This is a genomic window from Thalassotalea sp. LPB0316, assembly GCF_014898095.1.
Taxonomy (GTDB): Bacteria; Pseudomonadota; Gammaproteobacteria; order Enterobacterales; family Alteromonadaceae; genus Thalassotalea_G.
Genome location: NZ_CP062946.1, coordinates 2,325,121 through 2,347,537 on the forward strand (window position 1 = coordinate 2,325,121; position 22,417 = coordinate 2,347,537).

General features: G+C 41.4%; 21 protein-coding genes. 14 read left to right on the top strand and 7 right to left on the bottom strand.

Annotated features, from left to right (window positions below):
• Positions 1-267: 267 nt before the first annotated feature.
• Positions 268-2,748, top strand: coding sequence for a S9 family peptidase (locus tag LP316_RS10305; protein ID WP_193020921.1), 2,481 nt, complete (start codon positions 268-270; stop codon positions 2,746-2,748).
• A gap of 147 nt (positions 2,749-2,895) precedes the next feature.
• Here LP316_RS10305 and rrtA read toward each other — a convergent pair whose 3' ends face one another.
• Positions 2,896-3,504, bottom strand: a complete 609-nt coding sequence (gene rrtA / locus LP316_RS10310; RefSeq protein WP_193020923.1) for a rhombosortase — start codon at positions 3,502-3,504, stop codon at positions 2,896-2,898.
• Between the two features lie 137 nt (positions 3,505-3,641).
• Here rrtA and LP316_RS10315 point away from each other — a divergent pair, with 137 nt between their 5' ends.
• From LP316_RS10315 to LP316_RS16180, 4 genes are all read left to right on the top strand, one after another.
• Positions 3,642-4,316 carry a tRNA-uridine aminocarboxypropyltransferase gene (locus tag LP316_RS10315; RefSeq protein ID WP_226960720.1) on the top strand — a complete coding sequence of 225 codons (675 nt, stop codon included), beginning with the start codon at positions 3,642-3,644 and terminating at the stop codon, positions 4,314-4,316.
• A gap of 3 nt (positions 4,317-4,319) precedes the next feature.
• Complete coding sequence (ggt, locus tag LP316_RS10320; protein WP_193020925.1) at positions 4,320-6,089, top strand: gamma-glutamyltransferase; 1,770 nt, start codon at positions 4,320-4,322, stop codon at positions 6,087-6,089.
• A gap of 228 nt (positions 6,090-6,317) precedes the next feature.
• A complete protein-coding gene (locus LP316_RS10325; protein ID WP_226960721.1) occupies positions 6,318-6,572 on the top strand; it encodes a type II toxin-antitoxin system RelB/DinJ family antitoxin in 255 nt (84 codons plus the stop codon).
• The gene (locus LP316_RS16180) at positions 6,559-6,840 is read left to right on the top strand and encodes a type II toxin-antitoxin system YafQ family toxin (RefSeq protein ID WP_193020929.1); all 282 of its coding nucleotides are present in this window, start codon (positions 6,559-6,561) and stop codon (positions 6,838-6,840) included. The genes LP316_RS10325 and LP316_RS16180 overlap by 14 nt, the downstream gene beginning before the upstream one ends.
• Positions 6,841-6,993: 153 nt before the next feature.
• Here LP316_RS16180 and LP316_RS10335 read toward each other — a convergent pair whose 3' ends face one another.
• Positions 6,994-7,425: a hypothetical protein gene (locus LP316_RS10335; RefSeq protein ID WP_193020931.1), complete on the bottom strand. Its 432-nt coding sequence runs from the start codon at positions 7,423-7,425 to the stop codon at positions 6,994-6,996.
• 133 nt (positions 7,426-7,558) lie between these two features.
• The gene (gene cysK / locus LP316_RS10340; protein ID WP_193020932.1) at positions 7,559-8,524 is read right to left on the bottom strand and encodes a cysteine synthase A; all 966 of its coding nucleotides are present in this window, start codon (positions 8,522-8,524) and stop codon (positions 7,559-7,561) included.
• 152 nt (positions 8,525-8,676) lie between these two features.
• On the opposite strand from cysK, the gene LP316_RS10345 reads away from it, so the two are divergent.
• From LP316_RS10345 to LP316_RS10360, 4 genes are read left to right on the top strand one after another with little or no spacing between them, the layout of a single operon-like run.
• Positions 8,677-9,522, top strand: coding sequence for an AAA family ATPase (locus tag LP316_RS10345; protein ID WP_193020934.1), 846 nt, complete (start codon positions 8,677-8,679; stop codon positions 9,520-9,522).
• Between the two features lie 3 nt (positions 9,523-9,525).
• Positions 9,526-10,698 (top strand): vWA domain-containing protein, encoded by a 1,173-nt coding sequence (locus LP316_RS10350; protein ID WP_193020936.1) that lies wholly within the window; start codon positions 9,526-9,528, stop codon positions 10,696-10,698.
• Between the two features lie 17 nt (positions 10,699-10,715).
• Positions 10,716-11,921 (top strand): RDD family protein, encoded by a 1,206-nt coding sequence (locus LP316_RS10355; RefSeq protein ID WP_193020938.1) that lies wholly within the window; start codon positions 10,716-10,718, stop codon positions 11,919-11,921.
• Positions 11,899-12,456, top strand: coding sequence for a hypothetical protein (locus LP316_RS10360; protein ID WP_193020940.1), 558 nt, complete (start codon positions 11,899-11,901; stop codon positions 12,454-12,456). Before LP316_RS10355 ends, LP316_RS10360 begins: the two co-directional genes overlap by 23 nt.
• 16 nt (positions 12,457-12,472) lie before the next feature.
• Here the strand turns inward: LP316_RS10360 and LP316_RS10365 are convergent, their stop codons facing one another.
• Positions 12,473-12,928 (bottom strand): methylglyoxal synthase, encoded by a 456-nt coding sequence (locus tag LP316_RS10365; protein ID WP_193020942.1) that lies wholly within the window; start codon positions 12,926-12,928, stop codon positions 12,473-12,475.
• Positions 12,929-13,090: 162 nt separating this feature from the next.
• Between LP316_RS10365 and LP316_RS10370 the strand changes: the two genes are divergently transcribed.
• Positions 13,091-14,098: a glucosaminidase domain-containing protein gene (locus LP316_RS10370; RefSeq protein ID WP_193020944.1), complete on the top strand. Its 1,008-nt coding sequence runs from the start codon at positions 13,091-13,093 to the stop codon at positions 14,096-14,098.
• A gap of 2 nt (positions 14,099-14,100) precedes the next feature.
• Here LP316_RS10370 and LP316_RS10375 read toward each other — a convergent pair whose 3' ends face one another.
• Positions 14,101-14,496 (bottom strand): DUF1761 domain-containing protein, encoded by a 396-nt coding sequence (locus LP316_RS10375; RefSeq protein ID WP_193020946.1) that lies wholly within the window; start codon positions 14,494-14,496, stop codon positions 14,101-14,103.
• 221 nt (positions 14,497-14,717) lie between these two features.
• Between LP316_RS10375 and LP316_RS10380 the strand changes: the two genes are divergently transcribed.
• A complete protein-coding gene (locus LP316_RS10380) occupies positions 14,718-14,969 on the top strand; it encodes a type II toxin-antitoxin system ParD family antitoxin (protein ID WP_193020948.1) in 252 nt (83 codons plus the stop codon).
• Positions 14,962-15,255, top strand: coding sequence for a type II toxin-antitoxin system RelE/ParE family toxin (locus LP316_RS10385; RefSeq protein ID WP_193020950.1), 294 nt, complete (start codon positions 14,962-14,964; stop codon positions 15,253-15,255). The genes LP316_RS10380 and LP316_RS10385 overlap by 8 nt, the downstream gene beginning before the upstream one ends.
• 189 nt (positions 15,256-15,444) lie before the next feature.
• On the opposite strand, the gene LP316_RS10390 is transcribed toward LP316_RS10385, so the two are convergent.
• Together LP316_RS10390 and LP316_RS10395 are read right to left on the bottom strand one after the other, a co-directional pair.
• Complete coding sequence (locus tag LP316_RS10390; protein ID WP_193020952.1) at positions 15,445-16,323, bottom strand: hypothetical protein; 879 nt, start codon at positions 16,321-16,323, stop codon at positions 15,445-15,447.
• 4 nt (positions 16,324-16,327) lie between these two features.
• On the bottom strand, positions 16,328-17,101 hold the full coding sequence (locus LP316_RS10395) for a hypothetical protein (RefSeq protein ID WP_193020954.1): 774 nt from the start codon (positions 17,099-17,101) through the stop codon (positions 16,328-16,330).
• A gap of 344 nt (positions 17,102-17,445) precedes the next feature.
• Here LP316_RS10395 and sbcD point away from each other — a divergent pair, with 344 nt between their 5' ends.
• Together sbcD and LP316_RS10405 are read left to right on the top strand one after the other, a co-directional pair.
• Positions 17,446-18,696, top strand: a complete 1,251-nt coding sequence (gene sbcD, locus LP316_RS10400) for an exonuclease subunit SbcD (protein WP_193020956.1) — start codon at positions 17,446-17,448, stop codon at positions 18,694-18,696.
• Positions 18,693-22,397, top strand: coding sequence for an SbcC/MukB-like Walker B domain-containing protein (locus LP316_RS10405; RefSeq protein WP_193020958.1), 3,705 nt, complete (start codon positions 18,693-18,695; stop codon positions 22,395-22,397). Before sbcD ends, LP316_RS10405 begins: the two co-directional genes overlap by 4 nt.
• Positions 22,398-22,417: the final 20 nt, after the last annotated feature.

Genomic DNA, 22,417 nt, shown 5'->3' on the forward strand with positions numbered 1-22,417 from the left:
CGCCGGTAATTTGTTGCGAACACGCAAAGAAAAATAGTGTCGCTATTCTTTAAAGGGGCGAGATTATAGCAAATATCGTCACTGAAAGCAGACTCTTTTGTTGATCAAAGTACACAGGATTGTTAATGGTTGGGTTTTAAACCGAAATTGCCGACCTTTAGTCGAAAAGTTGATGTTTATCACTTGCACTATGTCGCTGAGCAAATAAGATAAAGCGATTGTTAACAAAGCAATGCAATTCATGTTGGACAACTAAAAGAATAGGTTATGAAAAAACAATTATTATCCATTGCCGTAGCGCTATCACTAAGTGCTTGTGCGTCGACGTCAGCACCTAATATCAACACAGATACCGCTAATGTACCGGTTGCTAGTGTTGCCACAACGGTTGAAACACAGCCAACACCAGCTTACTTAGCCAACGGCGATAAAGTTATTACGCTTGAGAAAATTATGTCAGATCCCGATTGGATGGGACGCTCTGCTGAGTCTTGGTACTGGGGAGATGATTCAAATACGGTTTTTTATCAGCAAAAGCGCGAAGGTAACCCGATAAGAGATTTATATCAGCAGTCATTGTCACAGCAGGCAGGCGCGCAAACCGTCAAACTTGCCAATATGCACATTGCCTCTGATCGTTTTGCTCAAGTCAACAAAGCGGGTACCCATGAAGTGTATATTTTTAGTGGCAACGTTTTTGTCAAAGCGTTAGCGAGCCAACAAGTACAACAGTTAACTTATACCTCTGTTACTGAGCGTGACGCGATGTTTTTGACCAATGGCGATGTTGCCTATCGCGTTGGTGATAAATTTTTCCAACACAGTCTTCGCGATAATCGCATTGTTGAGCTAGCAAGCCTTGTCATGAGTGAAGCGCCTAGCAGTGATGAGAGTTTGAGTTACATTGCGCAAGAGCAGCACGAATTAATTGATTATATTGCACTGCAAAAGCGCAATGACAACTTAAGGGCAGAGCAAGCCGACAAGCTCAAAGCGCAAAATAGTTCAATTACCACGACTGAGTTTTACTTAGGCAAGGGTAATCGCGTGGTTCACGCCAGTTTATCGCCCAAAGGTGACAAGATGGTAGTGAGTATTACTAAAGCAGGCCCAACCCGTGATGAAAGCGACATTATGCCAAATTATATTGCCAGCGATGGCCATATTAAGGCTGAAAAAGTGCGCCACCGGGTTGCTGACAACCGCAAATATCAAGAGCAGCTGTTTTTACTCGATTTAAAATCAGGCCAAAAATTTCCATTGAGCTACGATCAACTGCCGGGATTTGACGAGGATGTTTTAGCTAGCGTGCGCCAAGAAAACTATCAGCGTGAAGGCAAAACCTATGAGTCAAAAAAATCACCGCGTAATATCCATGTCATGAGAACATGGGATCCGATCAAGTGGCAAGCAGATGGTAATCAAGTTGCCGTAATGCTTGAAGCATGGGACAACAAAGATCGTTGGATCGCAACGGTTGATTTACTGCAGAATAAGCTGACCAATCAGCACCGTTTACACGACGAAGCTTGGATCAACTATACCTTTAACGAATTTGGTTGGTTAAACAAGAGCAACACGCTTTATTTTTTATCTGAGCAATCGGGTTACTCGCATTTGTACACCAAATCACTAAAAGGCAAAGTTAAGCAAATTACCTCGGGTCAATATGAAGTTAGTGATTTGACGCTTAGCCAAGATGAGAGTGAAATTTACTTCAAAGCTAATGTTAAACACCCCGGTATTTATGAGATATACAAAGTCGCTACGGCAGGCGGTGAAATTCAAGCGTTAACCGATATGGGCGGGATGAATGACTACGCACTCAGCCCTGATGAGTCAAAGCTGTTAATTGAACACTCTACGGTGACTATGCCGCCAGAGTTATATGTTATCGACATGGCCAATAACGCACAGCCACAGCAAATAACTTATACGGTATCGGATGAGTTTAAATCGATGCCTTTTGTTGCGCCATCGGTTGTTGCTGTGCCATCTTCACATCAAGATGAGCCAATCTATTCGCGCGTTTACTTACCAAAGAATTTTAACCAAGCTCAAGAGAAACATCGCGCGGTCATGTTTAGTCATGGCGCTGGTTATTTACAAAATTCACACTTGGGTTGGTCAGGATACTTTAGAGAGTACATGTTCCACTCGATGTTGGCACAGCAAGGTTACGTAGTTATCGATATGGATTATCGAGCATCAAGAGGTTACGGCCGAGATTGGCGCACTGCGATTTATCGCCACATGGGCAAGCCGGAAGTGCAAGATATGTTAGACGGCGTTGAATGGTTGGTGGAAAATGCCAATGTAGATCGCAACCGCATCGGGACATATGGTGGTTCATACGGTGGTTTCTTAACCTTGATGGCGTTATTTAACGAGCCAGAGACCTTCCAATCAGGCTCGGCGCTGCGATTAGTTTCTGATTGGGCGTATTACAATCACGGTTATACGTCGAACATATTAAACACACCAGAAGATGATAAAATCGCATATGAGCGCAGTTCACCGATTTATTTTGCCGAGGGGTTAAATAAACCCCTGTTAATTAATGCGCCGATGGTTGACGACAACGTATTTTTCCAAGATAGCGTTCGTTTAGTGCAGCGTTTAATCGAACTGGAAAAAGAGAACTTTGAAACCGCTATTTATCCGGTTGAACCGCATGGCTTCGTTCAGCCAAGCTCATGGTTAGATGAATACCGCAGAATTTATAAGCTGTTTGAAAACACACTTTAACCCATTAAAGAAAAGCCACCGTTTAGGTGTAATGCCAGTTAGTTAAGCTAGGAAATAAGATACCGGCCTTCGCCGGTATGACGATTATGAGTCATTCCGACGAAGCTCGGAATCTAAAAACACGATTAACTGATCGGCGTTAACCTTTTAGGTGGCTTTTTTGTTGGCGTCTGTTTTATTTTTTACATCTAACAAATAAGCTAGCACACCGCCTATCGCACCAAATAAATGGGCGTTAACCGCAACGTTCATCTCAATAAGTTTTACCACTTCATCGCTAGCACCAAAGTATTGCTCAAACCCAATTTTTCCGATCGTAGCAAATAGCAATAGGTAACCCATATTGTACTTGTGTTGGATATCTTTTAATGCACCCCAAATCAACACGCCATGTAAAATGCCCGACAAGCCGACGTAAATTTCAACATCAGGATCAAAATAGAACATACCAAGCCCAGTCGTTATAGCGCTAATGAGATATAATGCGGCCATGTTTCGGTAGTGATAATAATCACCGTGTAATAACCATAAGCACCACAGGCCCATTAAATTCATTATTAGATGATTGTCATTAGCATGAAAAAAATGACCGCTTAACAAGCGCCAAACTTGCCCTTCACTAATTGCCATATGGCTGTAACCTAACGAGCCAAAGAGATGTGATTCAAAGATAAAGCATATTAGTGCAATCAGGCTAACCAGAACAGGGATAAACCATTGATGAGGTTTTGACGGGGCTGCGTGAAGTAACTTCATAACAAAATGACTAATGGTCGTTATTATTGTTGGGCTAGGGTAGCAAGCAATCAGCGAAAATCAAAGCCGATAGTTTTTCCTTAACACATTATGGGTTAGCACATACAATATAACGATAATTAATTAGCTGTAGCATCGTGTTACCAGAAATGTCATCAGAAAACCTGTCAAAGAGCGGCTCGAATCAAACAGTAAAGAAACGCGCCTATTGTTCCAGTTGCCAACGGCCGGAAAAGGCGTGTATTTGCCAATTTACTTGTGATGTGCAAAATTCAATCAATGTTTTGGTGTTGCAACATCCAAGTGAAGTTAAACAAACTAAGGGCACGGTTAGCTTATTAGCCCAATCGTTAGACAAGATTGATATTCTTGTCGGCGAAGACTTTTCAACCAGCATGGAATTAGCGCAATTTATTGAGCAAAATTCACCGTGTTATGTGTTACACCCAAACGAGCAGGCAACGAGCTTAACTGAAGTAAGTAACGGGCAAATAAATGGTCAATCCATTAAAGGACTGATAATTATTGATGGCACGTGGAAAAAGGCGTATCGAATGTATCAGCTGACAAAACCACTACAACAATTACCAAGCTTGGCGTTGCCTGATAATATTGAATGTTTTTATCACATTAGAAAAACCAAAAAACAACAAGCGCTATCGAGCTTTGAAGCCTGTGTGCACGCACTTGCATTACTTGAGCAAGATCAGGCAAAGTATCAACAAATGATCGATAACTTTATACGGTTCAATCAATTTCAGTTATCTTTTACCCCGAGCCACCATCAATTGAATGGAAAAAGTGAACAATAAAAAATGCCAGTAAAAATAAACGCTAAATTCAAAATTAAAGCATTACTACTTATTGCAGCACTGCTTAGCACAAATGTTTGGGCAAAAGCACCGCGCGCTATTGAAGTACGGGAGCCAGAAGCCGCAACCGGTTATGAGCAAAAAGAAGGGGTTGTTGGCACAAGTTATATGGTGGCGGCGGCTAACCCATATGCTAGCGAAGCAGGGCGTAATATTTTAGCCAAAGGTGGTAGCGCAATCGACGCGGCAATCGCAGTACAACTGGTGTTAACCCTCGTTGAACCGCAATCGTCAGGAATTGGTGGTGGTGCCTTTATTTTACATTTCAATGCCAATAATAAAGCACTCACCACATTTGATGGTCGTGAAACTGCGCCAAAAGCCGCGACACCTGATTTATTTATTGGTGAAGATGGCAAAGCCGTACGTTGGATAGAAGCCGTTGTTGGTGGGCGGTCGGTTGGTGTGCCCGGTGTATTAGCTGCGCTAAAACAAGCGCATGATCAATACGGTCACTTACCATGGCATGAGTTGTTTAGCGACGCGATTGAATTAGCAGACAATGGCTTTATCGTTTCACCTCGATTAGCCAAATTAGTTGAGATGCAATTTAACCCCGGTATTACGCAATTACCTGAAATTTCAAGCTACTTTTTTCCAAATGGCAAAGCGATTCAAGCGGGTGATGTCTTAGTTAATAAACCGTTAGCGCGGGTATATAAAGCCATTGCTCAAGAAGGCATTGATGTTTTCTATCAAGGATGGATCGCAAAAGATATTGTCAGCAAAGTACAAAACGCAGCGATTGCGCCGGGTCGTTTAACACTCGACGATATGCAACATTATCAAGCCATAGAGCAGGCGCCCGTTTGTGGGCCTTATCGTCAATACAAAATTTGTGGCATGGCACCACCTAGCTCAGGTGGTATTGCTGTTGTCCAAATGCTGGCGTTATTAGAGGGCTTTGATTTAGCTAAAATGACACCAAACTCGCTTGAGGCTGTGCATTTATTTACGCAAAGTTCACGCTTAGCATTTGCTGATCGCGACAAATACGTGGCCGATCCGGCTTTTGTTCAAATGCCAATCGAAGGTTTATTAGCGCCTCAGTATATTGCCAGTCGCGCTCAATTAATCGATAAAACTAAAGATATGGGCAAGGCTGTTGCGGGCTCGCCACAAGGGGCTTTTGCTTTTGCTAATAACGATAGCTTTGAGTTACCGTCAACTAGCCATATCGTGGTGGTAGATGCCAAAGGTAATGCCATTTCAATGACTAGCTCAGTAGAAATGGCGTTTGGCTCGGCATTAATGGTTAATGGTTTTATTTTGAATAACCAGTTAACCGATTTTGCACTATCGCCAAAACGCGATGGCAAGTGGGTCGCCAATCGGGTGGAAGGAAATAAACGCCCACGCAGCTCAATGGCGCCAATGATGGTATTTAACAAAGACGGTAGTTTGAAGTTAGCGATAGGCTCACCAGGCGGCAGTCGTATTATTAATTACGTCGCGCAATCGATGATTGCTATCCTCGATTGGCACATGACACCTCAAGAAGCGATTAATTTACCGCGTGTTACTAATCGCAATAAGGTGACAACGTTAGAGCAGGGGACGGACGTCGCAAAACTTAAAAGTCAGCTTGAAGCGATGGGCCACGAAGTTGTCATACGCAACCTAAACTCAGGCATTCAGGCGATTGAACTTGAAGGTAATCAATTAATCGGTGGCGCCGATCCTCGCCGTGAAGGTAAAGTCTTTGCAAAATAATCTTGATAGCATTAATGGTGCCTAAGGTATCTGAGATTATCGAGTTTAATCGATTAGGGGGCAGAGTTCGCTGACTCTGCCCCCTAATAGTATAGTATCGTCAAGTAACCACTCTCCCAAAAGCTAATCAGTACGTTCTTGCAACGAATATTTATGTCTAGCTATGAACGTCTGTCATTGCTATACTAAATTTGTAGCACATACGAGGTACAAATTATGAAAACTGAAATGGTTAGAGCTAGAGTTTCTAGTGAGTTAAAACACGAATCTGAAGCTATTCTTTCGGAGTTAGGTATGAGTATGTCTGATGCTATCCGAATCTTTTTAAGTCAAGTCAAGTTGCGCCATGAATTTCCAGTTGAATTAAAAGTGCCTAATCAAGACACTTTAAAGGCGATGGAGGCGCCTGTTACTGAAGATGTTTATGATTCTACTGACGATTTATTTAACGATATTCTAGGCAGTAGCAGTGCTAAAGATTAGAACGAAGAGTTCTTTTAAAAAGGATTTGAAACGAGCTGCTAAGAATAATCGGCATAACACTAAACTATTAAAAGAGTTAATAGATAAGCATCTAATTATAACAGGAACAGTACCAAGTCAATACAAACCACACCTGTTGCAAGGTAATTGGCAGCCTCACATGGAGTGTCATATTCAACCTGACTTTTTACTGATATGGGATGTTGATTGGGAAGCCGAGGAATTGATCTTAGTGCGCTGTGGCTCTCACTCTGAACTGTTTGGTTAATCCATGAATAAGTGCACATCACTTGAATAAAGCAGTTAAAAAATAAGGGCTATGAATTTTTCATTCACAGCCCTTAAATTATACGTGACTTTTATATTTGCCCATTCCAATATGCAAAGGCTAGGGGAAAGGTTCGTTACGAATATTTCAGCACTAGAACGGATCTTTTAAAATTTTATCAATAACCCATTTGCCGTTGACTTGTAACATGGCAACGCGCTTAACGTCGCGGTGTTTTTCTTCTAAGTAGGTCCCTTCGAAGTACAACGTAACCGTCGCATTATCTTTAAATTGTTCTCGTACTTTAACGCCGCTGTCGTCAGGTGTTATTTTTACTTGGTCATACTGCATGTTAAATAAGTGACGAGCGACCGCTTCTGGTGAGTGATAGTGCATCACAATACGCGCCAATGCTGGGCTACACACACTGGCTGCTTTTTTTACGTTGCGCTCGTTGTAGAGCGCATTAAAAAACTCAACGGCGACAATTTCGGGGTTAGGGATTTCGGTAATATCATCTTCACTCTCACAACCAAGCAAGAATAAAGAAAATAACAGCACTGACAGTTTGGCAAAGGTTTTCATCGGGTTTTAATCGTTAATTACATCCATTTGAATTTATCATAACTAATTTTTGATAAATAAAAAGCTATTAAGCTTTAGTAAAAACAAAAAAAGCACCGTTAGGTGCTTTTTTAATCAAATAATCAATAATTGATTACTGAACGAGTTCTTTGTCGGTAAATGACTCAGAAAATAATGGGCTCGACAAGTAACGCTCTGCAGAACTTGGCAAAATAACCACGATATTTTTATCTGCATTTTCAGGTTTTTCGGCTAAACGTTTTGCCGCTACAACTGCCGCTCCTGACGAAATACCCGCTAAAATACCTTCTTCACGCATCAGTAAGTGCGCCATTTCCATTGCTTCTTCGTTTGATACTTGCTCAACACCATCAATGATTTCAAGATCTAAGTTGCCAGGAATAAAACCGGCGCCAATACCTTGGATTTTATGTGGTCCAGGTTTTACTTCTTCACCTGCTAAGGTTTGGCTGATCACTGGAGAATCTGTCGGCTCAACAGCAATTGACGTAATCGCTTTACCTTGGGTGTTTTTGATGTAACGGCTAACACCCGTGATAGTACCACCTGTACCTACACCAGCAACGAAAATATCGATATTCCCATCAGTATCTTGCCAGATTTCAGGGCCAGTGGTTTGCTCGTGAATTTCTGGATTCGCTGGATTGTCGAACTGCCCTAGCAACACGTACTTTTCATCTGACTCAGCAATTTCTTTTGCTTTTTCGATTGCGCCTTTCATACCTTTAGCGCCTTCGGTGAGCTCAAGCTTTGCACCAAGCGCCGCTAACAACTTACGACGCTCAAGGCTCATAGTATTTGGCATGGTTAAAGTGATTGCGTAGCCACGTGCAGCTGCCACGAAAGCAAGGGCAATACCTGTATTACCACTCGTCGGTTCAATAATCTCTTTACCTTGGGATAATACGCCACGCTTTTCAGCATCCCAAATCATGTTAGCGCCGATACGACACTTTACTGAGAAACTTGGGTTACGTGCTTCGATTTTCGCGTAAACGTTACCACCGGTTACACGGTTTAATTTAACTAAAGGCGTTTTGCCAATAGATGTTGAATTGTCTTGGTATATGCTCGCCATTTCAAATCCTGTGGAATATTTTTCTTAACTCGTTAAGATTAGCCTCTATACAAATAAAAAGAAGTGATATTTCGTTATAACATATATATAAAAAAGTTATAAAGAACGATAAAAGTATCACAGAATTTAAAATTTAAGGTGTAATACAACTCATGACAGCATTTAAGGGCACAAGTAATTACATTGCTTCAGACGATCTTCAATTAGCCGTAAACGCAGCTATTCACTTACAACGTCCATTATTAATTAAAGGTGAACCCGGCACCGGTAAAACGATGTTGGCTGAGGAGTTAGCCGAAAGCCTAGGTACTGAGCTGATCCAATGGCATATCAAATCTACTACTAAGGCACAACAAGGCTTATATGAATACGATGCGGTCTCACGCTTGCGCGATAGCCAGTTAGGTGACGATAAAGTTCATGATATCGCCAACTATATTGTTAAAGGTAAACTCTGGCACGCTTTTACCAAAGACAAGCGCCCAGTATTACTCATTGATGAAATTGACAAAGCCGATATCGAGTTCCCGAACGACTTACTTCAAGAGCTCGATAAAATGGAGTTTTTCGTTTATGAAACGCAAGAAAAGGTGGTAGCGACTCAGCGGCCAATTGTGATTATCACATCAAATAATGAAAAAGAATTACCCGATGCGTTTTTACGCCGCTGTTTCTTCCATTACATAAAGTTTCCAGATGCTGAGCAAATGCAAGCGATCGTTGATGTGCATTTCCCAACCATCAAAAAAGATTTACTCGATGAAGCGTTAGCTATGTTTTTTGACTTACGCGAGATCCCTGGCTTAAAGAAAAAGCCGTCAACCTCTGAGCTTATCGATTGGTTAAAATTATTATTAGCCGAAGATATTGATCCTGAGTTAATTAAAGAAAAACGCCAAAGTAAAGTGATTCCACCACTACACGGTGCATTATTGAAAAACGAGCAAGACGTTCACCTGTTTGAAAAACTAGCCTTTTTACAACGCGCTGGACGCTAAAACATGCTAATAAGTTTTTTCTTTAAGCTAAGAGAATACAAAGTTCCCTGTACTTTACGTGAGTTGTTGGATTTGCTTCGCGCATTAGAGCAACATTTGGTTTTTGCTGATTTAAATGGTTTTTATTCACTGAGTCGGGCAATTTTGGTGAAAGATGAGCGTTTTTACGATCGCTTTGATCGCGCCTTTGCAGATTACTTTGAAGGTGTTGAGTCACTCGAATTAGATTTATCTGAAATTCCTCAGTCGTGGCTAGAAAAGCAAATGGAAAAATTACTGACCGAGGAAGAGAAGGCGCAAATAGAGGCGCTTGGCGGTTTTGAAAAGCTGATGGAAACCTTGCAAGAGCGATTAAAAGAGCAAGAAAAACGCCACCAAGGCGGCAATAAGTGGATAGGAACCGGTGGTACATCGCCCTTTGGGGCTTATGGTTATAACCCTGAAGGTGTTCGCATTGGTCAAAAGGAATCTCGTCATCGCAAAGCTGCAAAGGTTTGGGATAAACGAGAGTTTAAAAACCTCGATCACGAAGTAGAAATAGGCACGCGCAATTTAAAAGTAGCCCTGAGAAAGCTCAGACAATTCGCTCGCACTGGCGCGAGCGAAGAGCTTGATATGGACGACACAATATCGGCAACGGCCAAAAATGCTGGTTACCTTGATTTAAAAATGAAGCCCGAGCGTCATAATGCGGTCAAGCTATTGATGTTTTTCGATATTGGTGGCTCAATGGATGATCACATTAAGGTTTGCGAGCAACTTTTTAGTGCGGTGCATACCGAATTCAAACACTTAGAGTTTTTCTATTTTCACAATTGTGTTTATGAAAAAGTATGGCAAAACAATCAACGGCGCCACAGCGAAACGATTGACTTATACGATGTGCTGCATAAATACTCTAGTGATTACAAAGTGATTTTTGTTGGCGACGCCACCATGGGGCCTTATGAAATCACCTATCCAGGCGGTAGTGTTGAACACTGGAACCAAGAAGCGGGTGAAGTCTGGCTGCGAAGAGTACTCGATCATTTCGACAAAGTGATTTGGTTAAATCCACAACCCGAAGAAGCGTGGCGCTATTATCACTCGATTGGCATTATCAATCAGATTTTTGAGCAGCGCATGTATGGTTTAACCGTTGCTGGATTAACCCAAGGCATTAAAAAACTGCTTTAACTAGAGCAAGGAAGAGTATGAGCGAGCCTAAAAACGAGCAGGAACATCCACTTTATCAAGAACAAGCGGCAAGTGAGACCATTTTATCGAAAAACGATACTATGAAAGTCTTAACGCCGTTTGCTTTTCAGATTGACCAATCACTATTCGGCTTATCACTCGCTACGCCGTCGCGGCGCTTACTGGCATTGATTGTTGATTTGTTTATCATCGCTTTACTTAGCGATGCACCGGGCGAGCTGTTAGCCATCTTTTTGTCGATCACGTTTTACCGTGTATCAAAGACCCAGTTTTTTGATAAAAACGCGCAACAAAATAGAAAATATGGCAAAAAACGACGAGCAATAGCCAGATGGCTGGCGGCGATATTTCTATTTATTGCATTATTTTCTCTCCTGCCAATGATCATTGACCCATTAAACAAATCATCAAACAACGAAGTGGTAAATACTCAGCCTTTGTTAGTAGGCGATAAAGAATTATCTGCCGATGAAGCGATTGCCTTTACCGCAACCACAGGTTTAGTCATAAGTACCATTAACACCAGTGAATGTAGTTCGATAGAGTGTTGGCAACAAGAGTTAGTCACCAAACTTGATCTGCTTGAGGGCATCGCCTTTAAGCGCGATGTTATCGAACAAATGTATGGTGAATTAGCGACTCACACGCCATTACCTGTTGAAGAGCAAAGGCAATTAGCCAAATATTTGATTAGCTATCACGAGCAGTCGCTAGCACCACAGCACAGTACTGAGCAAAACACCCCGCCATTAATTACAAAACCACAGCAAAGCGTAGCTACTTTGCAAGCAGATGAGCAACCGAAAAAAGACCGGCCCGTTTATTCGATTATTCAATATATTGAAGCCCTTATTCAGGACTTGGGCTTAGGCTTTGGTTGGGCAGCCTTTTATTTTACGGTTTTAACCTCTGCGTGGCACGGTCAAACGTTAGGCAAAAAGCTTTTGGGTATTAGAGTTATTCAACTTGATGGTACGCCATTGTCGCTGTGGGACAGCTTTGGCCGTTACGGTGGTTATGGCGCTGGTATTGCAACAGGCTTACTTGGCTTTTTACAAGTGTTTTGGGACCCTAATCGCCAAGCAATACACGATAAAATTTCTGCTACAGTTGTAATAGATCACAAACGAGAACAACTAGACAAATACGTTGAGCAACAATCGAAAGAGCAAACGAATAATGACAACAGTAAAATTAATTAGTACCTTGATGCTATGTACTTTCATCTCACTGGTTACATTTGCTAGTCATGGCAAGACGCCAACCCCAACTGAGCAAACAGGCTTTGTTAAAGAGCTTGAAATGTTTGCCGGATATTTAGGTACTTGGGAGTCAAACTTTGCCGTCGCAGAAGGTGAGCGCCCGGTTATCGATGTCACTCGATGGGAGCGAGCGCTTAATGGTAAAGCATTAAAAACGATACACTCGATAAATAACGGTGAGTATGGTGGTGAGTCATATATCTTTTTCGATCACGATAAACAAGCGCTTGTATTTTACTATTTCACCACCGCAAATTTTTACACTCAAGGCAGTCTTGAAATCATTGATGACACCAGTTTTGCTGCGTATGAGGATGTGACAGGCAATGAAAACGGCATTACCAAAGTAAAATCAACCAGTAAATTGATGGGCGAGACGATCAGTGTTTCAACCTCATACTTAAAGAATGGCCAATGGACCAAGCCACAAACGCGCACTTATGTGCGCTCGACCAAAGACGTGATTTTTAAGTAGCGCACATTTTCGGGTATTAGGTTCTTTGAGCAATGTATTTGTCGTAATCTGGTACAGATTTTTCGTAGCTCTGATCAAATAAGCTCGAGGTGATCAGAAAATCAGCAGAGGCTTGATTACAGGCGACGGGAATATTCCAAACGGCAGCTAACCTCAGTAGTGCTTTAACATCGGGATCGTGGGGTTGCGCTTCAAGCGGGTCCCAGAAAAACACCATCATGTCGACTTTTTGTTCCGTGATCAGCGCGCCTATTTGCTGGTCACCGCCAAGCGGGCCACTGATCAAGGCAGTAATGTTTAGGCCCGTTTCGTTTTTTAATAAACTTCCCGTCGTACCGGTCGCAAATAACGCGTGGTTAGTTAATTTATCAACATACTTTTTGCACCAAACAACTAAGTCGGCTTTCATATTGTCGTGGGCTACTAAAGCAATATGCTTTTTAGCACTGCTGGTTATCGTTTTATATTCCACATAATCTCCTAACTTACGTTGGCAAAAAAGCCACTTTTTACTGATCTAAAAATCTTATTCAAGTTGTATCACGAATAACAATGTTTAACACAAAATTTGTTTGATTTTCACACAAGATTGTTAGTCTGTTATTACATATGTTATTTAAAAGGCAATTTTTGAATGCTAATTGATCAATGTAAAGCGCTATTATTTATTGGTGCCGTTATCGGTCTCGTGGGTTGCACTGAGCAGCCAGAGCAAAAGCCAGATAATAATCAACCGGTAAAAAAAATAACGCAAGAGCAAAAGACGAGTAATAATCAGCTTGATGGTACGCTTGAATCGAAACAAAAGCATGCTGCTTTTGAGCAGGAACAAGTAGTTTATGTCGACTCATTAGATGAACTCTATGCCCTATTTAAAAAGCACCGTTACACTAATGAAGAGTGGCAAAGTGGTCATAGAGAGGTACCACCGTTTACATTTGAGCGAGTTAATGAAACTTGGCAACATTCCTCATCATCATTGCCTGTGGCGATAAAAAAAGAAGTGTTTTTTCGGCTGATGGCGCCACTGGTATTATTGGCAAATGAAGAAGTACTAGCACTTAGAGAATTGGTAATTAACAATCAAATCACAGAAGCTGACTATCGAGCCTTGTTAATTAAGTACCGCGTAATTAGCAAGTCCTTTGACTCAACGTTGACTAAAACACACAAACAAACGCTATTAAAGCGCTTAGATATTGTGCCACCGTCATTGGCGTTAGCACAAGCGGCTGAAGAGAGTGGCTGGGCAACCTCGCGCTTTACTCTAGAAGGTAATGCCTTTTTTGGTCAATGGGACTACTCTGGTAGAGGAATGAAGCCAAAAGCTCAACGCAAAGAGCTGGGAAATTATGGCATTGCTAGGTTTGATAGCCCGCTTGATTCGGTACGAGGCTATTTACTCAACCTTAATCGAGGTAGCGCGTATCAAAAGCTTCGCAATAAACGGCTAGAATTAAGAGAACAAGGGCAACTAATCAGTGGGCTTGAACTCGTAACGACTTTAGATAAGTATTCAGAGCGCGGGCAGGCATATATTGATTCGATCAGCTCGATGATTCGCTACAATAAATTGATGACCATTGATGAAGCAAGCCTAGCGACGGGGCCGACTATAACCATCAAAAGCCATCAACAATAAGCCTATTGTGGCCAAAAGGCGTAAACTAGCGCGAACAGTAAAAACTGTCCTAAGTGATAACCACTATCTATAAACAGTAAGGTCCAGCTTTTGTTGCTAAATTGATAATTAACGCCAAAACTCATGGCAACAAAACCTATGCCAACGATTAAGGCGTAGTGAATGGCAACCATCAACTCAGGCGCTGGGCCGACAAGGCTGGCAAAACAAAGTGCAGCAATAAACGAAAAGAGGAAGGCAAAGCCAAACACTTTCGCTGGATGGCCAGCCTGATTTTCATCAAAATTTGCTTCACGCATCCACGCTTTACCAAAGAGGGCTGGCGAATACCATAGACCACCTAAGATAAAGCTCGATACAGCCGCCACTATCACCGCCAGATAATTTACTTCAAACATATGACTTTCCTATAGTTATTATTGTTTAATTGTAGCAAGTTTCGATGAACAGGGTTGAACTTCATCTGACAGATAGAATAGGGCGGGCTAGAGACATGCAATCAGTGAAACACTTTACTCTGCGCTTGGCATAAGACTCTCCTTAATTTACCTACCTTTATTGTGATATTTACACTACAATGAACCAATAGTGTTAATATTGGTGTTAATTTGAGGTTTGTATGGCTGTTGTAAGAAAAACAATTACGTTCACTGAGCAACAAGATGCTTGGATTAAAAGTCGAATTAGTTGTGGTGACTATACTAACGATAGTGAGTATGTAAGAGATCTAATCAGAAAAGATCAGCAAAATAATGATAGGTTACGTATTCTTCAATCAGCAATATCAGATGGTCTAGCAAGTGGTGTTAGTACAAGATCGGTAACAGATATAATGAAAGACGTTGACGCTAAGCTAGGATTAAATGGCTAATTATATTCTTTCTAATAAAGCTGATAGTGATCTGGCTGAAATTTATGAATATGGGGTGCTAAACTTTGGTAAAGAACAAGCATCAAATTACTTAATAGGATTACATGATAAGTTTGAACTTATTATTCAAAATAAATTCATCGGTCTCTCTGCAGATGAAATAAGCTTAGGCTTAAAGCGAGCCTTACATAATTCTCATGTTATTTTTTATCAAGAACAAGATGCAAATATTCTAATTGTCAGAGTATTGAGAAGTGAAATGGATTTTGAGCGCCATTTATATTAGAGAGTCCAGAAGGACGGTTGTTGGCACGTAGTTCTGATTCTGCTTTGAGCGATTTGCAGACATTCACGCCTTTCAAATTAGGCAGAATTAACTTCGCTAAAGCAGACGTTAAAAAGCCTCAAAACTTGGGGAAGTATTAACCCTAGTTGAGAGGCTGAGCTGATTTATCTAGGCAAATGCCCTAGTTAATCAAGTGTCATTTTTATAACAATAAGCCATGCCTTCTGTATCAAAGCTATTGTAACCTATTTCTTCTCGCCCTTTGTTTATATTGTTAATCATGATCGTTACTTTTTCATCGTTATTCCAATAGCGTTGATTGACTTTCTCTAGATAGTTAATTACCGCTTGCTTTTCACCTAAAGGGAGTAACATATTCGCTAACAGAAGGTTTGGGCCGTATGTTTTCATGAAACTACTTGGTTCACTCTCAGCAGCCATGTTTAGATAAAACGTCGCTTTATCTATGTCTTGTTGAAAAATAGCTACAACGCCTTTTAACTCAGCTTGTAAATGTTTTGCCTCCAGCGGAGAGTAATAATTCTCGGCTTGATCTAGGAGATTAATAAAATACGTTACTTTTTCAATATCTCGAATAGAGATAGCTAAATAGGCGAATTCTCTAATAAAAACGTTATGTGTTGTTACTTTGTCTTCATAAAAAGACAGTAGGCGTAACAATTCTTTTTCAAGACTAGCTTGTCTTTCTTCACAGCTTGATAGAGGCTTTTCAACAACAAATCTCTCCCATTTGAGCCATCGAGTTTCGAAAACTAGACGTTGACCATCGCACTCCATAACATGATAGTAAGGATTGTCCCAAAACTTCATCCTTCCTGAACCTAAATTTTTGCATTTACTGCGTTTTATAGTGTTCCCTTTATTATTCAGCATATATAAAGTTGGGTAAGTTGCTCCCATACTATAACTAAGATATGCAGAGTGAACAGGTTTACTAATATTTATATGTTCTGGAAGTTTATTCGCGTTGATAATTGAAAATTTCGCGGTGGTCAACAAACTACACCCTGAAATATTGATCAATAAAAAAATTAAAACAAACTTCATGTGATCAATCCTTAAAAAAGTCAAGGTTACATGCTCCGCATACACTATCTTTGAAAGGAGTTGTCAACCACGATGAACTATTACATAAATATTCATTCATGCATTGGTCATGTTTAATACACTTGTCAAGGATAGATGGTATATTGTCAGCGATATAACCTAGCCCAAACATGCTACAAAGGTTATCTTGTGGTTCATAAACGCCGAACAAATTACCGTTTATAGAAGTCATATAGTCATTGAGTTCAATATATTCAAAAGAGTCTAAGCCTGTTATCTCTTTAAATTTCGCAAATGATATATATTCAATTTTATAACTTTCAGAAAACTCAACAGCACCTTCTTGTATTGCAATTAACAAGCTATCGTTTTCAATATAGCTTTTCAAAGCGTCACAATACTTATCGGCTTCCTCCTCATTATCAGCTTCAACAACCGCGTTAACACCATTAGTACAATAGTATTGATTATCATAGCCTTTTTTAAGAATAGAAGCATAGAGGCAAGATGTACCATATAATGATAAATTGTTCATACAACCAAATGCGCTATTAGAATAACCAAATCCATCATAACCATAAGGGTCATTCCAACTATTAAAACTGCCAAATCCGCCAAAACCACCAAAACCATAAGGGTTGTTCCAGTTGTTGAAACTACCAAAGCCACCATACCCGATAACATGAGCGGAGAGGTTTTGTCCTAAGAGAGGGTCACTTACTCGCCCAAAGCAGACATTAACGTTGGCATCAGTGACTAAGTTACCGTTATTTCGCATACATCCTTCCTTTGCTTTAATGATTATGTTTATCTTTCCCTTGTTACAGCTTTGTCAGCAACGATTGAGGCGAGGTGGTTCAATGCCCTGATCCGTTTAGGTTAATCCACGCCTGTTATTTTCAACCGAAAATACAATTGTAAAACAGTAAATTAACCTTGATGTATTTTTATAGCAGGTTATTGATACAAACAATGTAAAGACATGTTAATAAATTAATTTGAAATGATATAAATTGCTGGTTGTTTCAAAGTTAAATGGGGGCAGGTTTACTTTATTTATTTCTATGTACCTGACCCTATTTATTTTAGTAGAATGAGTGAAAAAATAATGCTTTGGAAATCATGCGATTAATCCATACCTCAGATTGGCACCTCGGCCAGTATTTTTACGGCAAAAGCCGGGCAAATGAACATCAGGCATTTTTAACTTGGTTGGTCGAGCAAGCTATAACACATCAAGTTGATGCGATTATTGTGGCTGGCGATATCTTCGATACCGCAAATCCGCCAAGCTATGCTCGCGAAATGTACTTCGATTTTATTGCCAAAGTAAGCCAACTTAATTGCCAACTTATTTTGTTGGCAGGTAATCATGACTCAGTGGCTATGTTGGGTGAATCAAAACAAGTATTGGCTTATTTAAACAGCCATATCGTCACTCATATTGACAGTAATCAAGCGCAAAACATTGTCATTAACAACAGCGCGGGCGAGCCTGTCGGTGTGATCAGCGCCATACCTTTTATTCGCCCACGAGATGTTGTCAAAAGTATTGCTGGTTTAGATGCGCAAGCAAAACAACAACAATTACAACAGGCGATTGCCGATCAGTATTTACATCATTTTGAGCAAGCAAAAACCTGTACTTCGGGTAACGCGTTACCTATTGTTGGCACAGGGCATTTAACGACAGTCGGTGCCAGCACAAGTGATTCGGTAAGAGAGATTTATATTGGTACGCTAGATGCGTTTCCCGCCGATGCGTTTCCACCCTATGACTATTTAGCGCTTGGACACATTCATCAAAGCCAAAAAATTGCCAAGTCTGAACACATCCGATACTGCGGTTCGCCAATTGCCTTATCGTTTGATGAAGCGCGTCAGGAAAAGTTTGTTCACCTAGTTGATGTCACGAATGAACGCTGTGAAGTTGAGCGACTCACCGTGCCAACGACACAGCAATTACTGATGGTGAAAAAGCCGGTTGAGCAACTTAAGGCAATCTTGACTGAACATATAGCATTACTTGAATTGAGTGAGGAACAACTCAAAGACAAACCTATTTGGCTTGATGTTGAAGTCGATAGTGACGAATATCATCACGATATTTCGCAACGCATTGAGCAACACTTGTCTGATATGCCAGTAGAAGTATTACGGGTAAGAAGAAGCAAATCGCAGCGCAAAATATTACTTGAGCAACAAGAAAAAATCACCCTTGAAGAGCTTGATGTCGATGAAGTCTTTAAGCAACGGTTGTCGTTAGAACGCGAAGAAACAATTGATAGCGCTGAAAGCGCTGACCAACAAGAACGATTGATGGCGCTCTATAAATCTGTGGTTGAGCAAGTACACAATGAGGAAGAGCTATGAAAATTCTCTCATTGCGCTTTGAAAACTTAAACGCGTTAAAAGGTCATTGGTTTATCGATTTTAGTCAAGCGCCTTTTGATCAAGACGCCTTATTTGCTATTACGGGCCCAACAGGTGCCGGTAAAACAACCATTCTCGACGCCATTTGTTTAGCGCTATATCACCAAACACCGCGACAAAAGATCTCGAAAAGCCAAAATCAAATAATGACTCGGCATACAGCGAGTTGTCTTGCGGAAGTAACCTTTGAAGTTAAAGGACAAGGTTATCGCGCTTTTTGGTCTCAGCGTCGTGCTAAGAACGATTCACAAGGTAACTTAGTTGACGCCAAAGCTGAACTCGCCACGATAGATGGTCAAATTTTGGCGGAGAAACCGACCCAAGTGAAAGCTCAGGTTGAAGCGCTAACTGGCTTAGACTTTGCCCGCTTTACTAAGTCGATGATGCTTTCGCAAGGTCAGTTTGCCGCCTTTTTAAATGCTAGCGCTAACGAGCGAGCAGAGTTATTAGAAGAGCTGACGGGTACTGAAATTTACGGTCAGATTTCTATCCAGGTGTTCAATCAATACAAATCGTGTGACAGCGAATTAAAACAACTAGAGCAACAAAAACAATCACTGAGTTTGCTGAGCCCCGAAGCATTGCGCGAAGTAGAGCAGGCGATTGTTCATGCCGTTGAAAAGGAGCAGGCACTAGTAAAACAAATTGACACCTTGACAGGGCAAAAGCAGTGGTTGCAACAACAGCGTGAATTAACCGACAAATTAGCTACTGAAAAGCAACACTTAGCTACGGTGGAACAAGGTTTTGAAGCCCAGCAAGCTGATTTCGCCAAGCTTGATAGTGCGCAGCCTGCGCTCAAAATAAAGCCTGAATACGAACAGCTAGTTGAGCTCAAAAAGCAAGTTATTGCTCAGCAAACTCAACTTGATGAGCAAAGCCAACAACAAGCGCAAAAACAAGCGCAGTTTGTCGCGTTAGAAAAAGAATACGCCGGATTTAATCAGCAAAGTGAACAAGCGCTTAAAGCCATTGATGAGCAAGAGCAGCGTATAATTGATCAAGTGATACCGCTTGATCACAAGATCAATCAATTAACCGAGCAACAAGCTACAAGTGCCAAAGCACTCGATGAGCTAACGAAAAAGCTTGCCAGTGAAAACTCCGTATTGACTCAAAGTCAAACCGCGTTAAATCAAGCCAATGTCGCGATTAAACACCAAGATGATTTTGTCTGTGAGCATCCTTACATTAACGACTTGAAATCACAACTGCCTGTATGGCAAGCCACTTGTTTACAATTGAGGCAATTACATACTCAGCAAGAAAATCTTAGCGCGCAACAAAACACACTACAGCACACGTTGCAGAACGAGCGTGAAAAGCTCAATCAATTAGCTTTACAAGTAAAGGCTCAAGAGCAAACTAAAACGCAAGCTGATCATCAGCTACAGCAGGCACAGGCTGATATTCAACAATTGCTCAACTCGCAATCTGTTAATTCAGTGGAGCAGTTTTATCAGCAATTAGCGGTCAAACAAGAGCATAGCACGCAGTTAGCTTTGGCTAAGCCACTGATCAGCTCATACACCAAGATTTGTCAGCAGAAAACTGAGCTAGAACAGGCGAAAGCTAATTTAGCGCATCAGCATCAAAATTTAACACAGCAGCGCAACCAGTGCCGTGAGCAATATAAACAGATCCAGCGTCAGGTTAAGGACGCGCGGTTAATTGTTGAGCAGCAACAAGCGATTCAAGCGTTAAGTGATTATCGCGATCAACTACAGCCTGAACAAGCCTGTCCATTGTGCGGTTCAACTACACACCCCGCGATTGAGCAGTATCGAAATTTAATAACGAGCTCGCATCAAGAGTTATTGGCTCAGGCAGAACAAGCGCTAAAAGCGGTTGAGCAACAAGGCAGCCAATTTAGCCAACAAATCGCCGTGCTTGAAGAGCAATTGACTCAAAATGAGCAGCGCTTATCTGGGATAGTGCAAGATATCGAACAAATGACGGCACAATGGCAAGCAATCGCAACACAGCTGCAAATAACCCTTTCGCTCAGCGACACGATGCAACAACCAGAGATTTTACAAGCGCTCGATATGCAAGTACAGGCTTGGCAAGCTGCTGCGAGCCAGCTTAAAGCACTCGAGTCCGTTTGCCGACAAGCGATTGAACAACTACACCAGCAAGAAAGCCAGTTTACCAAATTGCAAAATGAGCAATCATTAGCTGAGCAACGCATTCAGTCGATTGAGCAGCAAGGTGTTGAGATCAAGAGCAGCGTGGCTGATATTAATGAACAATTATCAGAAAACTATCGTCAGATAAATCAAAGCCTAGCCGCATTAGGGTTTAACCCATTTGACAAGCGCCTTGAGAGCTTGGCTGATTTTGAACAATTGCTAGCGCGAACGCATCAACTTGTTGAGCAATTTAATGCCATTGAGTCAAGCGCGCAGGAAGCGAGGCAGCAGCGTCAACATATTGAGCAAGCTATTGCATTATCTGAGCAACAGATCAAACAACTCAGCGCCCAAGAACAACAGATCGTCCAATCCAATCAGGCTGAGGAGCAACAACTCATCAAGTTAAGGCAAACGCGATTCGAGATGATTGGCAATAGTAGTGTGGCAGATAAGCGCCACGAGTTTGCCGAGCAAAAGCAATCGTTTAAACAAGCGGGTGATAAATTAGCGCAGCAGTTAAAACAATTGAGCCAAGCGTTAAGCAGTTCTGAAGGTCAAATCAATGCGCAAAAAGCCCAACTCGGGCAATTATCTGACAAATGTATAGCACTGAATGACAACTGGCAAAGTACCATAGCCGCTAGTAATTTCGCAGACGAGCAAGCATTTTTGCAGGCGCTATTGCCAGAAGAGCACATTGAGCGATTAGAAAAGGCGCGTAAAACCGCTCTTGAAAACATGGCAAGCGCTCAAGACAGGGTTAACTTGTTAACTCAGCAGTTAACTGAATTAATCGAAAAAGCGTTGACTGATCAAACAATTGAACAGGTACAAGTGCAGCTGACTGAACAACAGCTATTACTGAAAACACTGCAAGTTAGCTTAGGACAACACCAGCAACAGTTGGCGCAACATCAACAAGAATTACAAAAACAAACGGCGCTAATTGATAAAATCGCCCAGCAACAGCAGGTGGTAGATGATTTAGCTAAGCTCAACACGTTAATTGGCTCCGCTGATGGGGCAAAATACCGCCGTTTCGCCCAAAGTTTAACCTTAGAGCATTTAGTGTATTTAGCGAATTTGCGGTTATCGGCACTCGATGGGCGATATCAGCTTCAGCGCAAGCAAACCGATGGTCTTGCACTGGAAGTGATTGATACCTGGCAAGCTGATAGTGTTCGTGATACCTCTACGTTATCGGGCGGTGAGAGTTTTTTAGTTAGTTTAGCGCTAGCGCTCGCATTAAGCGATTTGGTCAGTAACAAAACCTCAATTGATTCACTGTTTTTAGATGAAGGCTTTGGCACCTTAGATAATGAAACCCTCGAAATGGCTTTAAACGCCCTGGATAGTTTAAATGCCAGCGGTAAAATGGTGGGTATTATCAGTCATGTTGATGCCTTAAAAGAGCGAATTAATGTGCAAATCAAAGTGAAAAAGGGCAGTGGTTTAGGGATCAGCGAGTTATCAGAAGAATTTAAATTTACCGCTACGCCGCGCTAGGTTTGTTATTTAATATTTGA

What these genes read in the sequence shown, in the direction of transcription:
- LP316_RS10305 (WP_193020921.1), top strand. Translation starts at nt 268, where the DNA reads ATGAAAAAACAATTATTATCCATTGCCGTAGCGCTATCACTAAGTGCT.
- rrtA (WP_193020923.1), bottom strand. Translation starts at nt 3,504, where the DNA reads ATGAAGTTACTTCACGCAGCCCCGTCAAAACCTCATCAATGGTTTATC.
- ggt (WP_193020925.1), top strand. Translation starts at nt 4,320, where the DNA reads ATGCCAGTAAAAATAAACGCTAAATTCAAAATTAAAGCATTACTACTT.
- LP316_RS10325 (WP_226960721.1), top strand. Translation starts at nt 6,318, where the DNA reads ATGGTTAGAGCTAGAGTTTCTAGTGAGTTAAAACACGAATCTGAAGCT.
- LP316_RS10335 (WP_193020931.1), bottom strand. Translation starts at nt 7,425, where the DNA reads ATGAAAACCTTTGCCAAACTGTCAGTGCTGTTATTTTCTTTATTCTTG.
- cysK (WP_193020932.1), bottom strand. Translation starts at nt 8,524, where the DNA reads ATGGCGAGCATATACCAAGACAATTCAACATCTATTGGCAAAACGCCT.
- LP316_RS10345 (WP_193020934.1), top strand. Translation starts at nt 8,677, where the DNA reads ATGACAGCATTTAAGGGCACAAGTAATTACATTGCTTCAGACGATCTT.
- LP316_RS10350 (WP_193020936.1), top strand. Translation starts at nt 9,526, where the DNA reads ATGCTAATAAGTTTTTTCTTTAAGCTAAGAGAATACAAAGTTCCCTGT.
- LP316_RS10355 (WP_193020938.1), top strand. Translation starts at nt 10,716, where the DNA reads ATGAGCGAGCCTAAAAACGAGCAGGAACATCCACTTTATCAAGAACAA.
- LP316_RS10360 (WP_193020940.1), top strand. Translation starts at nt 11,899, where the DNA reads ATGACAACAGTAAAATTAATTAGTACCTTGATGCTATGTACTTTCATC.
- LP316_RS10370 (WP_193020944.1), top strand. Translation starts at nt 13,091, where the DNA reads ATGCTAATTGATCAATGTAAAGCGCTATTATTTATTGGTGCCGTTATC.
- LP316_RS10375 (WP_193020946.1), bottom strand. Translation starts at nt 14,496, where the DNA reads ATGTTTGAAGTAAATTATCTGGCGGTGATAGTGGCGGCTGTATCGAGC.
- LP316_RS10380 (WP_193020948.1), top strand. Translation starts at nt 14,718, where the DNA reads ATGGCTGTTGTAAGAAAAACAATTACGTTCACTGAGCAACAAGATGCT.
- LP316_RS10385 (WP_193020950.1), top strand. Translation starts at nt 14,962, where the DNA reads ATGGCTAATTATATTCTTTCTAATAAAGCTGATAGTGATCTGGCTGAA.
- LP316_RS10390 (WP_193020952.1), bottom strand. Translation starts at nt 16,323, where the DNA reads ATGAAGTTTGTTTTAATTTTTTTATTGATCAATATTTCAGGGTGTAGT.
- LP316_RS10395 (WP_193020954.1), bottom strand. Translation starts at nt 17,101, where the DNA reads ATGCGAAATAACGGTAACTTAGTCACTGATGCCAACGTTAATGTCTGC.
- sbcD (WP_193020956.1), top strand. Translation starts at nt 17,446, where the DNA reads ATGCGATTAATCCATACCTCAGATTGGCACCTCGGCCAGTATTTTTAC.
- LP316_RS10405 (WP_193020958.1), top strand. Translation starts at nt 18,693, where the DNA reads ATGAAAATTCTCTCATTGCGCTTTGAAAACTTAAACGCGTTAAAAGGT.